This window comes from Pontibacter vulgaris, from assembly GCF_022758145.1.
GTDB classification, from domain to species: Bacteria; Bacteroidota; Bacteroidia; order Cytophagales; family Hymenobacteraceae; genus Pontibacter; species Pontibacter vulgaris.
The window spans coordinates 128,060-141,967 of record NZ_JAJVDH010000004.1 but is presented as its reverse complement, the minus strand read 5'-3'; the positions used below and the strand labels follow the sequence as shown (position 1 = coordinate 141,967).

Here is a 13,908-nt window from a genome sequence, read left to right as displayed (position 1 = left end):
ATTTAACCATCAATCAGATGAAACTCTGGCAGAAAGACATACAGGTACAGGAAGAGATTGAACGTTTTACGGTTGGCAACGACCGCGAAATGGACCTGGAGCTTGCCCCGTTCGATATACTTGGCTCACTGGCGCACACGCGTATGCTAAACCATGTTGGTCTGCTGGAGCAGGATGATTTGGTTGCGGTGCAACGTGAGTTGAAGCAACTATACACAGAAGTTGAGCAGGGTAATTTTGTGATCGAAGAGGGCGTTGAAGATGTGCATTCGCAGGTGGAATTGCTGCTGACCAAACGCATTGGCGAAGCCGGAAAAAAGATACACAGCGGCCGTTCCCGTAATGACCAGGTTTTGGTGGACCTTAAACTATACATGCGTCACCAATTGCGGCAGGTAGTAGAAGCTACTGAAATGTTGTTTCATACTTTACAGGACCTAAGCGAAGAGCATAAAAATAAATTGCTACCAGGCTACACACACCTTCAGGTAGCCATGCCTTCGTCGTTTGGTCTGTGGTTCGGCGCTTATGCCGAGAGTCTGATTGATGACCTGTTGGTAGTACAATCGGCTTACCGAATCAGCAATAAAAATCCGTTGGGTTCTGCGGCTGGTTATGGTTCTTCGTTCCCGTTAAACCGTCAGCTAACTACTGATTTATTAGGTTTCGAAAGCCTGAACTATAACGTGGTGTATGCGCAGATGGGCCGCGGCAAAACAGAACGTGTGGTAGCAACCGCACTGGCAACTATAGCTGCAACGATTGGCCGTATGGCGATGGATCTTTGCCTTTACATGAGTCAGAATTTTGCTTTTGTAAGTCTGCCAGATGAACTGACTACCGGTTCCAGTATTATGCCGCACAAAAAGAACCCCGATGTGTTTGAGCTTATTCGTGGCAAGTGCAACAAACTACAGGGACTACCAAACGAAATAGCGCTGCAAACTACAAACCTGCCATCCGGTTACCACCGCGACATGCAACTGCTGAAAGAAAGTTTGTTCCCGGCTTTTACGACGATACTCGACTGCCTGCAGATGGCGAATTATATGCTACCTAAACTTATAGTGAAAGAAAACATCATGCAGGACGAAAAGTATAAATATGCCTTTAGCGTGGAAGTGGTGAACAACGAAGTGCTGCAGGGCGTGCCTTTCCGGGATGCTTATAAGAACATCGGTGCAACTATAGCTAACGGTACTTTCGAAGCGCCAACACAACTAAATCATACCCACGAAGGAAGTATAGGAAACCTCTGTACGGAGCAAATTGCAACGCAAATGCAAAAGGTGTTACAAGGATTCGATTTTGCTGTAGTTGATGCAGCTGTAAGTGCTTTGCTAGCGGAATAGTAACTGCCGCTTTTATACTTAGTTCAGGTGGTATTTCTGGGGCTTCACGTTGTTTAGTTTGCGCGATGTCTGTAGCAATGTGCCCACTATAAGGGCAACTATAACGGCCAACCCGATAACCAGGTAAGAAAGCACTTTAAGCATTTTTACACTTCTGTCTGCCGATTGGTAAAGTTCCTGACCGACATCGCCCTGCACCCGAATGAGCGCGTGCAGCGGAACCAGTAAATCCTGAAAAGCTTCCTGGCCTTCAGAGCGGTATAATTGTTTTGCCTCGGCCTTTTTTCCTTGTGCACTCAGGTATAAGATCTGGTCCTGAACGTTTACCAACCTCTCGAATTGTGCTTTATAAGTAGCCAGTTCCTGCAATTCCTTATCAACCAGGTAGGTGTTACCGAATTTGGCAGCGAGCGAATCTATCGTTTTGGTATTGGCAAATATGCGTTGTTGCAGGCTGGTTTGTAACGAGTGGTCCTCTGCCATTACATGCTCTTCCAGTAGCATCCGGTTCTGATAATACCGTTCCAGTATCTGTGATATATCCAATGAGGGCACCAACCGGTCCTGGTAAACAGACTGGAAATTTCTGCTTACCCGTTCCATAGTATAGCTCACAAACCAGTTGGCAAGTATAATTATCACAAAAATAGCAGCAAAGGCAAAGGCTATTTTATTGCGTTTCTTCAACTCAAAACTCCAGCTCATACTTTTTAAGTTAGTATACTAAGATAATCATTCTGAGTGAAATAACTAAAACTTAAGCTGATTTGAGATAGGTTTTTAATCCAGATGAGGAAGTTTTGGTCCTATACTATCTTGTTTAATTCGAATAACTTATCGGGTTGGCAGCGTATAAGAGGCAGACATTGCACTCTTGTACAGCAGCGATAACCGTGATACCCATAAAGATACATACTCAGCCAGACGACTCTACCTGCGGGCCTACCAGCCTGCATGCCGTTTACCGGTATTTTAAAGATCCTATTCCATTGGGTGAAGTGATCAAAGAAGTGCCTTACCTGGATGAGGGTGGTACGCTGGAGGTTTTGCTGGCCTGCCATGCTTTGCAAAGAGGCTATCGCGCACATATTTATACTTACAACCTGAACATTTTCGACCCCACCTGGATCGGGTTGAGCAACGAAGAAGTGATAGAAAAACTGGAGCAGCAGATGGCAGTAAAGAAAGGCAAAAAGCTTCAGCGGGCTACACAAGCTTACATTGATTTCCTGCGGCTTGGAGGCGAAATAAAATGCAAAGACCTAACAAAGGGGTTGTTACGCGAATACTTTGACCAGGGCATTCCGCTGCTAACGGGTTTAAGCGCTACTTATTTATACCAGAGTGCCCGTGAGTATAGCAACGAGCAGGGAGAATCTGTTTACGATGATGTGCAGGGCTACCCGATGGGGCATTTTGTGGTACTCTGCGGTTTTGGCGAAGACCAGAAACACATTGTTGTTGCCGATCCATACCAAGAGAACCCATACTTTAAAAACAATTATTACGAGGTAAGTATTTCGCGCCTGCTCAATTCCATCATGTTGGGCATGACCACTTACGACGCCAACCTGCTGGCTATTCAGCCGGCTTTACCAGAAAATTCCGAAGAATAAAACATGCGAAAAATTGTTGTTGTCGATTATCTCAAAGATTGGGATACACCGATTGAGGACGTAGAGGTAGTGGATGCGCAAACATACTTAACCGACACAACCTATACCGATATAAAACACGCCCGGATATTTAATATGTGCCGCTCTTACAGATATCAGAGCGCAGGTTATTATGTATCGTTGCTGGCAGAAGCGCGTGGGCACAAACCCATACCCAGCGTTACGACTATGCAGGACCTGAAAACGCCAACTATAGCGCGGGCCATTACTGTAGAAATTAACGACCTGATCCAAAAGAGCCTTTCCAAGCTAAAATCGAAAACTTTCACGCTTAGTATATACTTCGGCCAGAATGTGGCCCAGAAATACGAGAAGCTTTGCAAACAACTGCACGATCTTTTTCAGGCACCGTTGCTGCGTGCCCAGTTTGTTTATAAAGATGAATGGGTGTTGCAAAGTATATCGCCTATACCTGTAACTGATGTACCTGAAAACCATAGCCGCTACATGGTAAAATTTGCCAGATCATACTTTGCACGCCATCGTTTTGCAGGTGCCCGCATCAGCCGTAAAGTATATGATCTGGCTATTCTTGTAGATCCGAATGAAAAAGCTCCGCCATCTAATGAACGCGCGATCCAAAATTTCGTAGATGCAGCAGAACAGCAGGGATTTTATACCGAACTCATCACCAAAGACGATTACCGAAGGCTGGCCGAGTTTGATGCCCTGTTCATCCGGGAAACCACCTCTGTAAACCATCATACCTATAAGTTTGCGCGCAAAGCCTACGCCGATGGTATGGTAGTGATAGATGATCCGGTTTCTATACTCAGATGTACAAACAAAGTATATCTAGCCGAATTACTTACCAAAGCAAAAGTGCCTGTACCTAAAACCATGATCATCCACAAAGATAATCGTGACCAGGTAGAGGCAGAGTTAGGCTTACCCTGTGTGCTGAAAAAACCGGATAGTTCGTTCTCGCAGGGCGTGGTGAAAGCAAATGATCCTAAAAGCCTGAAAAAGAAGCTGGATGAAATGTTGGCAGATTCGGAACTGATCATAGGCCAGGAGTTTACGCCAACAGACTTTGACTGGCGTATTGGCGTACTGGATAAGCAACCACTTTATGCCTGCAAATATTATATGGCCAAAGACCATTGGCAAATTTATAACTGGAACGGAAAGAAAAAGCAGGACGAGGAAGGAGATGATGAAGTAGTGCCGTTCGAGGAAGTACCATTTCATGTATTGCACACAGCTTTGAAGGCGGCTAACCTGATAGGCGATGGTTTATATGGGGTGGATATTAAAGAAATTGACGGTAAAGCGTACATAATCGAAATAAACGATAACCCAAGTATAGACGCGGGTTGCGAAGATAAAATCCTTAAGAAAGAACTCTATGCTTCCATTATCAAGTCCATCAAGCGTCGCATTGACAACCATAAAAACATCAGAACTGATGAGTAATTCTCCCAATTCGCTGCACCTTTTCGAAGGGTATGGCGTGGAACTGGAATACATGATCGTGCAACGCGACACCCTGCAGGTAAGCCCGATAACAGATAAACTGATCTGGGAAGAAGTGGGCGCTTACGTGTCTGATGTCGAGTTTGGCGATGTTGCCTGGTCTAACGAGCTGGTGCTGCATGTGGTCGAGCTGAAAACGCAGGGACCTGTAAAATCGCTTGCAGGTTTGCACCGCATGTTCCAGGAGCATGTACAGAAGATAAATGCTATACTGGAGAAGTATAACGCCATGCTTTTGCCAACCGGCGCACACCCGCTAATGGACCCGTATACCGAAACACAACTATGGCCGCATGAGCACAACGCCGTTTACGAAGCCTATAACCGAATCTTCGATTGCCGTGGACATGGCTGGGCCAACCTGCAAAGTACACACCTGAACCTGCCGTTTGCCAACGACGAGGAGTTTGAGAAACTGCACGCCGCTATACGCATGGTGTTGCCTATACTTCCGGCACTGAGCGCTTCGTCACCTATACTGGATGGTAAGGTAACCGGCTTGCAGGACACGCGCCTGGATGTTTATCGTACAAACCAGAGCAAAATTCCAAGTATAGCAGGCCAGGTAATACCAGAGCAGGTTTTCAGCCAGGTTGAGTATGAGGAGAAAATTCTTCAGAAAATGTATGCTGATGTTGCCCCTTACGACCCGGATGGAACTTTGCAGGAAGAATTCCTGAACTCACGCGGCGCGATAGCCCGTTTCGAGCGCAACACCATCGAGATCCGGTTACTGGATATACAAGAAAGCCCGGTAGTGGATATGGCCATAGCACAGGCTGCTGTAGCTGTAATTAAAGCCTTGGTATCAGAGCGTTGGGTGCCTATAGCTGAGCTCAAAAAATGGGATGAAAATACATTGTCAGCTATATTTCTGAAAGTGATTTCACAAGGCCAGTCGGCTATCTTGAACGACTATGATTTTATCAGATGCTTCGGGTTTGATTGCAGCGAGAACTGTACAATTGGCGAACTATGGCGCCACCTTACAAAAGAAACACTTGCCCTGGACGAACAACCGGAAATTGCTTATGCCCTGAATATTTTACTTTCCAGAGGTAATTTATCTACCAGAATACTGGAAGCATTAGGTAATAACCCATCAGAAGAAAACATAAAAAGAGTATACAGCCGTTTGGCAGTTTGCCTGCAACGTGGGGGCGTTTTTCTGGCTGAAAAACCATGCTAAAACTCCTGCTTACATGCGAGCATGGCGGCAACCGGATTCCTGAAAAGTATACTTCGCTTTTCCTGGGCAAAGAAGATTTACTTAATTCGCACCAGGGCTGGGACCCTGGTGCACTAGATTTATACTTTGAGCTGGAAGATCTGGCAGATGAAAGTATTTACGCTGAAACCAGCCGGTTACTGGTCGAGCTCAACCGTTCACTTCATCATCCTAAGTTATTTTCTGTTGCTACCAAGCCTTTGCCAATCCAGGAGAAGGCAAGTATAATACAGCATTATTACCAGCCTTACCGCCAGCAGGTGGAAGAAATGGTTGATCGTTTACTTGCAGCTGGCAATCAAGTGCTGCACTTGTCAGTTCATTCTTTTACACCAGTGCTGGACGGAGAGGAGCGAAACGCAGATATCGGTTTGCTTTTTGACCCGGTCAGGAAGCAAGAACAGTTATTTTGCAAGCAATGGAAACAGCAACTAAAGCATCTAGCTAACGAGTTGCGCGTTCGTTTTAATTATCCTTACCAGGGCAAAGCAGATGGCTTAACTACTTATCTTCGCAAAAAATATAGTCCGGTAAAGTATAGCGGCATAGAGCTGGAAGTGAATCAGAAGTTTCCGCTGGGTCATGATCAGGACTGGAAGCAGCTCAAGCAAACAATAAAAACATCGCTTGCTGCACTGCTTAAAAATAAATAGTATAAGATGCTTTTCTGAAATTAGATAACAAAAACTTAATATTTTGAGTATTGGTATTTAGATTCAGGCCATTTTGTACTTTCCAAAGTATAAGACACGCTTATATAAAAGCTTTATTTTCAATTGAATTTCCAACTTTAATATAATAAAATCTATGAGAATGAGAAGTTTACTAAATTTAGTGATGGTATTGGTAGTAACTCAATTGCTATTTGCCTGTAGTTCAGCCAAATATTATGAGTTTGCTGCCAACAAGCCAGATGCTTATAACCATACAAAACAAAAACCTGCTCCTGAAGCAGAAGTTGCACCAACTATGTCTGAAGTAGCCTTGGTTGCTGCCGATGAAAAAGCTGTTGCTGCACAAACTGAGCCGGCATTGGAAGCAAGTGTGGCGAAACCAGTTGCTGCTAAAGTTAAAACTCCGGTAGCTGAGCCAGTTGTGACTGCAACCCGCGAAGCAAAAGCAAACGTTGTTACCGAAGCCGCTGCAATGGCCATGGCTAAAGAACGCATTGCCAGCATGACAAAAGCTGAGAAAAAGGAGTTTAAAAAAGAACTGAAAGAAGCGATAAAACAAGACCGTGGTGGTTCCAGAACAAACATAGTAGAGATTATACTTGCTATTTTTATTCCGCCACTGGCTGTTTTCCTACATGATGGTATCGGTACTTCTTTCTGGATAAATATCATCCTGACGTTGTTATTCTTCATACCGGGTGTTATTCACGCCTTGCTGGTAGTTACGGATAGTATTTAACGGAAAGTATAAACTATAACAAAACGAGCACTGCCCCTGGTAGTGCTCGTTTTGATTTTACGGTTAATGCTTGCCAACTATCCGACATTGCTTACGTTTCTTAAATTGTAAATCAAAGTATAATTAAACAAAAGAGCTTCAAATTTTTGCTGCATGGACTACAAGGACTACTACAAAATATTGGGTGTAGAGAAGTCTGCCTCTCAGGCCGAAATTAAAAAGGCTTACCGTGCGCTTGCCAAAAAATATCACCCTGATAAAACCAAAGGCGATAAAGCTGCCGAAGAAAAATTTAAAGATATAAGCGAAGCATACGAAGTGCTGGGCGACGAAGAAAAGCGCAAGCAGTATGACCAACTGGGCGCTAACTGGCGGCAATTTCAGCAGGGCGGGGGCAGTTATGGCGGCGGCCAGTACCGCGGGCAACCCGGTGGTGGCTTTGGCGGAGGTTTCGGTGGCGATGCCGGCGATATGTTTGGCTCCGATTTTTCAGAGTTCTTTCAACAGTTTTTTGGAGGAGGCGGTGGCGGCTTTGGAGGTGGCCAACGGGCCGGGCGTGGGCGTGCGCACAAAGGCCAGGATTACCAGGCAGAAATGGAAATTTCGCTGCAGGAAGCTTACCACGGAACATCACGTTTACTTAATGTAAATAACCAGCAGTTGCGCATTACCACAAAGCCCGGTGTAGCTCATGGCCAGACATTGCGCATAAAAGGTAAAGGCGGCCCGGCTGTAGGCGGCGGCGAAAGTGGCGATCTGTTCATTAACGTTTTGGTACAGCCTCACCCTGATTTCGAACGCAAAGGCGATGATCTGTATACTTCGTTGCCACTGGATATTTATTCGGCTATACTTGGGGGCGACACCCATGTGAAAACGCTTACCGGCCAGCTGAAGCTGAAAATACCTGCCGGCACCCAAAATGATAAAACCCTGCGCCTGCGCGGTAAAGGGATGCCACACTATGGCAAACCTGACCAGCATGGCGATCTGTACGTAAAAATAAATATCAAGCTGCCTACCCAACTGACAGATGAGGAAACGGAACTGATGAAAAAACTCCGGGACCTGTACCAGAAAAAGGCAGCGCATGTATAAGTAAACTTATAAAGCCCGAACAACTATGTTGATGACCACAGACCAAAGCAGGGTACACACGCGGATCGATGATTTTGTTGAGAGCCTAACCGACAGGAATCTTACTTTTTATGCCAGCGACCTTATGAAACTTGAAGGTTGCCAAAGTATGGATGAGCTAAGCCATGCCTTAAAACGTGCCACCGAAGTATGTACTTGCATGCACATGCCCTTGCAGGAAAACTTTAAAGCAGTTTTCCGGTCTCAGGGTAGCGAAGTGGTACAGGACTGGCGATTATCACCGCTGGCTTATATGTTGCTGGTCATCAATTCAGATTCGCGTAAAAATGTGGTTGCCAAAGTGCAGGTAGAACTTGTAAAGCGAATGCTTAATCTGTAAGTATACTTTCTGGTACTTCAATTCCGGCTTCTGTAAGTGCGGCTGTCCAGTTAAATTGCCGGCAAAGGCGCAGCATGTTCCCAGGTGGCTGTGCTTTTATGGTTACTTCCTTTTTTGTAAAAGGATGCGTAAATGTAAGTTCGGCTGCATGAAGTAATAAGGATGGGCTCTGCAATTGCTCCAGAAACATCTGGTTGTGGCGCCAATCGCCGTGCCGTTTATCGCCAACAATGTAATGCCTGATGTGTGCAAAATGCTTGCGTATCTGGTGCATGCGCCCGGTTTCCGGCCTGACCTGAACCAGCGAATAGCGCGCTGTAGCATAACGGCCTACTGGTATTGGTAATTCTATAGTTGCCAGCCGTGCAAAATGTGTTACGGCATCCTGCGGTGCTTTATGCTTATGGTCTTTATCGGGGCGGATGGGGTTGTCTATGGTTTCTTTTTCTGGAGTATAACCGCGCACAATTGCATAGTATACTTTATCTACCTGCCGCTCTTCCAGCGCTTTCACCATTGGGGCCGTAGCTTCCGGCGATTTAGCAAATAAAAGCACGCCGGATGTACCTCTGTCTAACCGGTGCACGGCAAACAAATGGTAGCCCAACTGATCGCGCAGCAATTGCAAGGCAAATTCCTTTTTTTCTTCGGCTATTCGCGTACGATGCACCAGCAAGCCATTTGGTTTGTTAACGGCCACATAGTACGCATCCTCATAAATTATATCTAACTCCACAATACCACTATAAGTAGAACAATGCAAAGGTAACCAAATTTATACTTTGCCTGTTTATCTACATCTATGGCTAAACTATAAATATGAGAGCCTTCGCAGCCTTTATATTTTGTATATAGAGATGGAGATAAAAGAGGCCTTATATTTGTTGCCTGCTTAATATGATTTAACTGTATGCCATTATCGTTTGACAACCTGAGAAAAGGAAAGAAATATAGTTTACAAAACTATGGAGAGGTATTTGATTTTCAGGTGCTGGATATGCCTGCAGATGGCGTGTACACAGTTAAAGATCTGAACACACTGGAAACTTATAACTTAAATGACCTGGTGAAGTATGGCAGGGGCAAAGACTTTGACCTGAATGAGCTATAAGTAGTACAACTTATAGAGTATCTCTTGTTACTTTTCCTTTCAGATCCCAGTGGCTTTTCTGAATTTCCTGGCTGTTGGGTTTGCGCACAATACGTCGTACGTAACGCTCACCGCTAATAGCACCATCATCACGACGTTTTCCTATAAACAAAGTAACAGCCTCCCCATTTTCGTTTGTGATAAAGGTAATGTCTTTGCCGTTATAGTTGTCTTCTATGCGGGTATCGGGCTTAAATATTTTGCTAAGTTTGGCTTCCAGGCGTGGGCTTAATGGCATAAATTATTAGTTTGATTGCAATTATAGTACGCACATAATAATTAAGAGATATAGTTTGGGGATTAAAACAGCGAATCAGGCGGTGGTGATTTTAACGCTAACTGTAGAACCCAATAACCATGTTCTGGCAGAATCGGTGTTGGAAAACACCATTAACTCCATATCGTTTGGTACCAGTTTTAATATCTCGGTCGCAATTTTATAGGATACCATTTCCTGAAAAGCATCCATGGGCACCACACGGGCATATTTTTTAACTACTATCTTTTTTAACCGTTCCCCACCAATTTCGATAACACGGCGCTGAGTAGCCACATCTATCTGAACACCTAAGGTATTATCTGCCAGCACATACTTTACATGATACTTTTCTGAAAAATCCAGGCACATGGTAAAATACTTTACAAAAGCATCAGGGTCGGGCACCGACAGCCATTTTACTTCCAGTAAACTGTTTGCTGAGTCTAAAGTAACTAAACAGTATTTATCTTGGTGAAGCAACATTTAAGCAGCAGAATCTAACGATGAGTATGCAAATATATAATGTAAATGGTTATCGAAATAAAATAAGTATGGTCCGGATTATTAGGCCGATATAGACATTTGATTATTTTCAAACAGCCAGTAAGTTGCCTGGTCCATATCTGTAAATACTTCAAACGAAAATGCCTCCGCGCGCTTCTGGCTGATCCGGTCATTTACTTTATAAGAAACAAAATGCACAAAGGCATCTAAAGGAATTATACGCGCAAACTTTTCCAGTGAAGTTTGCGGTAAATTCTCCGTTGCGAATTCAGCAAGCCACCGTTGCGTAGAGAGGTCAAGTTCTGTGCCAATCCGATTATCAGATACCCAATACTTTACCTGGTAATGTATAGCAAAGTTTACCGCTTTCCTGAAGCCGGCTTTAAACTGCTCAGAGCTGACTACTTTAAGCCAGGTTAACTGCAACAGGCTTTTCTCCTCTGAAATATTAATTGAAAAGTTCTGGTTTTGAAATACAATCATAATTGAGTAAACTTCTACTACAGAATAATTTTGCGGATGTTCATTTTTAAGTATGAATGTTAAACAATATAAATGAATAATAATTCAAATTTAAATAGATAAAATTCTGTGAAGCATATTAATATACTACGTATATCTTAAAATAGTATTATAAGTGCATGGCAATCAAACCATTAAATCTTGCATAAGAAATGTACCGGTATAGTAAATATTATGATATAAAACATGTTTATTCTAATGAATATCTGAATATTTATTACTGCGAAAACCCAGGTTTTATAGCAGCAGATTGGTCTGGTATTTTAGATGCGAACCGGGCAAAGGAGGGATGCTTGCAGATTTTAGAGCACGTAAAAAAATACCCTGTTACCAAAATACTGAACAATAACCAGCATGTAACAGGGCATTATCCTGGTGCTATAGATTGGGTCGGAAAAATCTGGTTCCCTTCGCTATTTGACGAGGGCGTTCTCTATTTTGCCTGGGTGTACTCTCCTGAATTCTACACACAGGTAGGTACCGATTCAATAATTGAATTAAGCTCGAAAGTGACTATTAAGACTTTTTTTGATTTAGTTACCGCTATGGACTGGCTCCTGATGCAACCTGCTGAAGTATAAAGCTATACTTTATACTTTGAAGGATAATACTGGCGTTTTACTTAAACAAAATTCCTTTACTGCCTGAACGCAATATAGTGAACAGCGTATACATTAACTCATGCTACAAAGGTGATCGCCATGCAAATTCAACAAGCCCATTACTTCGTCTATATTTTTGGTACCGAGCCCCGTTCAACTGTACAGATTGGGATAGTAGGAGACCTGCAGCAACAGATTAAACAGCAGGCTAATACAGTTGACAACGATCCATTTAAGCTAATATATTATGAGCACTATGATCTGGAGGAAGTGGCAGTAGCACGCGAACGACATATAAAAAATGCTACTATAGATAGCATCTTCAGCCTGATCGAATCCATGAACCCAAACTGGCTCGACCTGAGTGATACGCTTACAGACTGATCTTACCTATACTCTGTAAGGTTAACTCGTCTTTTGTAAATGAGGCAGCTTTATTTATTCCCCAAAATTCCTTCAATGTAGTTCTGTATAAATCCGGGGAGCGCTACTTACCGTAATCTAAAGTATAAAGCGCTTTTACCATGGCTACATTCTTATCCTTTTTTCTTCCGCTATTAATGCTTTTAACTGCCTGCTCAGACCCAGGTGCAGGAACCGTGCAGGCACTCAATAACAATGATAATACTAACGAAACCACAACTGAGGCAGAGGACCTGAGTGAACCCGATACTACCAGTCTGGCTAAAGCGACTTTTGCAGGTGGCTGTTTCTGGTGTACCGAAGCCATTTTTGAGCGATTGAAAGGGGTTAAGCATGTTGTATCAGGTTACACTGGAGGTAAGGAATTAAATCCGACTTACCAGCAGGTGAGCGCTGGTAAGACTGGCCATGCAGAGGCGGTGCAGGTATATTTTAATCCTAAAGAAATATCATATGCAGAGCTGCTCGAAGTTTTTTTTGCTACCCATGACCCAACAACTCTAAACCGGCAGGGCCCCGATGTAGGAAAACAATATCGGTCAGTTATATTTTACCACGATGCACAACAACAGCAACAGGCAAAGCGGTACATTGTAGAACTGGATGCTGCCGGCACCTATAAAAATAAGATAGTAACGCAATTAGTGCCGTTTACTAAGTTCTGGGAAGCGGAAGATTATCACCAGGATTATTACCGCCTTAATCCGACAGACCCTTATGTTGTTTCTGTAGCACGTCCCAAAATAAAGAAGTTCGAAGATGCTTTCAGGAGCAAGTTAAAGAGCAATTAAACGAATAAAGCTTAGTAGAAGAAGCAGATAAATTAGCCATGCGATTGTAGGTTATCTTTTAAAACCATTGCACGTATGTAGCATACAACTGTTTAACTTAATCTGCACAAAACTATGGACTTTATTATTAATCTGCTGGTTAGCGCCGGCGTACTTGTGCTCCTGGCATATATTATGCCGCAAGTACATGTAAAAAGCTTCTGGACTGCCGTATGGGTAGCGTTGCTTATCGGTTTGCTGAATGCAACCGTTGGTTTTTTGATCAGGTTGCCGCTTAACCTGGTTACATTTTTCCTGTTAAGCTTTATTGTGCGCCTGATAGTTACTGCTCTTATTATCAAACTGGTAGATAAATTGGTTCGAAATTTCGAGGTTAAAGGTTTCTGGCCCGCAATTGTAATAGCCATAGCTCTCGCAATTGCCAGCAGCCTGGTAGACCGTGCCACCCGCGATGAAGAAATGGATGAATTAGAAGAAGCGCGCATAGAAGTGCCATCGCAGGCTTTATACGCCGCTAACTAAAAGTAAGACCTTTAAAGTATAAAAGCCTGTAAAGCAAAGCTGCTCTGCAGGCTTTTTGTTTGGTATCAAGTATAGATTAGCTGTTTATGCTTATAAATAGGCTAACCCGATTACAAAACAGGCAGTTGCTTCATTTCTTCTTCGGTAAATAATTTGGACCGGATTAAAAAGCGTACGCCTAGGGGAATCTCCAATGAGAAACTGGAACCTCTACCAGGTATTACATCTAAGGTTAATTGTGTATGTTTCCAGTATTCAAACTGATCACGGCTCATGTAGAACGGGCAATCATGCACAGTGCCAAGTAATACATCACTATCCCCAACTTTAAATTCGCCTGCTTCAAAACACATTGGCTGCGAGCCGTCGCAACAACCCCCGCTCTGGTGAAACATCAGCGGGCCATACTTATCCCGCAACTGGTCTATTATCTTTTTTGCTTCTTCAGTAACTTTTACGCGTTCTGTTTCCATGATGAAATGTAAAAAGAATCCCTGCCTAAAGTATAAGCAG

Annotated in this window: 19 protein-coding genes; 13 read left to right on the top strand and 6 right to left on the bottom strand. The window is 43.5% G+C overall.

All coding sequences use genetic code 11. The annotated features are described in order from the left end of the window. The first annotated feature begins 17 nt into the window (after positions 1 to 17). Complete coding sequence (argH, locus tag LWP20_RS10830) at positions 18 to 1,352, top strand: argininosuccinate lyase (protein ID WP_242928161.1); 1,335 nt, start codon at positions 18 to 20, stop codon at positions 1,350 to 1,352. Between the two features lie 18 nt (positions 1,353 to 1,370). On the opposite strand, the gene LWP20_RS10825 is transcribed toward argH, so the two are convergent. After that, complete coding sequence (locus LWP20_RS10825) at positions 1,371 to 2,057, bottom strand: MCP four helix bundle domain-containing protein (RefSeq protein ID WP_242928160.1); 687 nt, start codon at positions 2,055 to 2,057, stop codon at positions 1,371 to 1,373. A gap of 188 nt (positions 2,058 to 2,245) precedes the next feature. Between LWP20_RS10825 and LWP20_RS10820 the strand changes: the two genes are divergently transcribed. From LWP20_RS10820 to LWP20_RS10790, 7 genes are all read left to right on the top strand, one after another. Then, positions 2,246 to 2,968: a C39 family peptidase gene (locus LWP20_RS10820; protein WP_242928159.1), complete on the top strand. Its 723-nt coding sequence runs from the start codon at positions 2,246 to 2,248 to the stop codon at positions 2,966 to 2,968. 3 nt (positions 2,969 to 2,971) lie between these two features. After that, positions 2,972 to 4,444, top strand: coding sequence for a RimK family ATP-grasp domain-containing protein (locus tag LWP20_RS10815; RefSeq protein WP_242928158.1), 1,473 nt, complete (start codon positions 2,972 to 2,974; stop codon positions 4,442 to 4,444). After that, positions 4,437 to 5,693 carry a carboxylate-amine ligase gene (locus tag LWP20_RS10810; RefSeq protein WP_242928157.1) on the top strand — a complete coding sequence of 419 codons (1,257 nt, stop codon included), beginning with the start codon at positions 4,437 to 4,439 and terminating at the stop codon, positions 5,691 to 5,693. The genes LWP20_RS10815 and LWP20_RS10810 overlap by 8 nt, the downstream gene beginning before the upstream one ends. Further along, on the top strand, positions 5,687 to 6,385 hold the full coding sequence (locus tag LWP20_RS10805) for an N-formylglutamate amidohydrolase (RefSeq protein ID WP_242928156.1): 699 nt from the start codon (positions 5,687 to 5,689) through the stop codon (positions 6,383 to 6,385). Before LWP20_RS10810 ends, LWP20_RS10805 begins: the two co-directional genes overlap by 7 nt. A 160-nt stretch (positions 6,386 to 6,545) precedes the next feature. Continuing rightward, the gene (locus LWP20_RS18420) at positions 6,546 to 7,145 is read left to right on the top strand and encodes a YqaE/Pmp3 family membrane protein (protein WP_437179405.1); all 600 of its coding nucleotides are present in this window, start codon (positions 6,546 to 6,548) and stop codon (positions 7,143 to 7,145) included. A gap of 153 nt (positions 7,146 to 7,298) precedes the next feature. After that, entirely contained in the window at positions 7,299 to 8,243 is a 945-nt protein-coding gene (locus tag LWP20_RS10795) for a DnaJ C-terminal domain-containing protein (RefSeq protein ID WP_242928155.1), read from the top strand. 25 nt (positions 8,244 to 8,268) lie between these two features. Then, complete coding sequence (locus LWP20_RS10790; RefSeq protein WP_242928154.1) at positions 8,269 to 8,622, top strand: hypothetical protein; 354 nt, start codon at positions 8,269 to 8,271, stop codon at positions 8,620 to 8,622. Here the strand turns inward: LWP20_RS10790 and LWP20_RS10785 are convergent. After that, on the bottom strand, positions 8,612 to 9,358 hold the full coding sequence (locus LWP20_RS10785) for a pseudouridine synthase (protein WP_242928153.1): 747 nt from the start codon (positions 9,356 to 9,358) through the stop codon (positions 8,612 to 8,614). The genes LWP20_RS10790 and LWP20_RS10785 overlap by 11 nt on opposite strands. Positions 9,359 to 9,532: 174 nt before the next feature. Here LWP20_RS10785 and LWP20_RS10780 point away from each other — a divergent pair, with 174 nt between their 5' ends. Further along, complete coding sequence (locus tag LWP20_RS10780) at positions 9,533 to 9,733, top strand: hypothetical protein (protein ID WP_242928152.1); 201 nt, start codon at positions 9,533 to 9,535, stop codon at positions 9,731 to 9,733. A gap of 10 nt (positions 9,734 to 9,743) precedes the next feature. Here the strand turns inward: LWP20_RS10780 and LWP20_RS10775 are convergent, their stop codons facing one another. The 3 genes from LWP20_RS10775 to LWP20_RS10765 form a co-directional block, all read right to left on the bottom strand. Then, positions 9,744 to 10,010, bottom strand: a complete 267-nt coding sequence (locus LWP20_RS10775; protein ID WP_242928151.1) for a hypothetical protein — start codon at positions 10,008 to 10,010, stop codon at positions 9,744 to 9,746. Between the two features lie 75 nt (positions 10,011 to 10,085). Further along, entirely contained in the window at positions 10,086 to 10,514 is a 429-nt protein-coding gene (locus tag LWP20_RS10770) for a hypothetical protein (RefSeq protein ID WP_242928150.1), read from the bottom strand. Between the two features lie 81 nt (positions 10,515 to 10,595). Continuing rightward, positions 10,596 to 11,018 (bottom strand): hypothetical protein, encoded by a 423-nt coding sequence (locus tag LWP20_RS10765; RefSeq protein WP_242928149.1) that lies wholly within the window; start codon positions 11,016 to 11,018, stop codon positions 10,596 to 10,598. A 332-nt stretch (positions 11,019 to 11,350) separates the two neighbouring features. On the opposite strand from LWP20_RS10765, the gene LWP20_RS10760 reads away from it, so the two are divergent. From LWP20_RS10760 to LWP20_RS10745, 4 genes are all read left to right on the top strand, one after another. Continuing rightward, positions 11,351 to 11,638 carry a hypothetical protein gene (locus LWP20_RS10760; protein ID WP_242928148.1) on the top strand — a complete coding sequence of 96 codons (288 nt, stop codon included), beginning with the start codon at positions 11,351 to 11,353 and terminating at the stop codon, positions 11,636 to 11,638. A gap of 120 nt (positions 11,639 to 11,758) precedes the next feature. Continuing rightward, a complete protein-coding gene (locus tag LWP20_RS10755; RefSeq protein ID WP_242928147.1) occupies positions 11,759 to 12,043 on the top strand; it encodes a GIY-YIG nuclease family protein in 285 nt (94 codons plus the stop codon). Positions 12,044 to 12,183: 140 nt separating this feature from the next. Then, positions 12,184 to 12,873: a peptide-methionine (S)-S-oxide reductase MsrA gene (gene msrA / locus LWP20_RS10750; protein WP_242928146.1), complete on the top strand. Its 690-nt coding sequence runs from the start codon at positions 12,184 to 12,186 to the stop codon at positions 12,871 to 12,873. Between the two features lie 114 nt (positions 12,874 to 12,987). Further along, complete coding sequence (locus tag LWP20_RS10745) at positions 12,988 to 13,395, top strand: phage holin family protein (protein ID WP_242928145.1); 408 nt, start codon at positions 12,988 to 12,990, stop codon at positions 13,393 to 13,395. 110 nt (positions 13,396 to 13,505) lie between these two features. Here LWP20_RS10745 and LWP20_RS10740 read toward each other — a convergent pair whose 3' ends face one another. Next, entirely contained in the window at positions 13,506 to 13,868 is a 363-nt protein-coding gene (locus LWP20_RS10740; protein ID WP_242928144.1) for a DUF779 domain-containing protein, read from the bottom strand. Positions 13,869 to 13,908 lie beyond the last annotated feature (40 nt).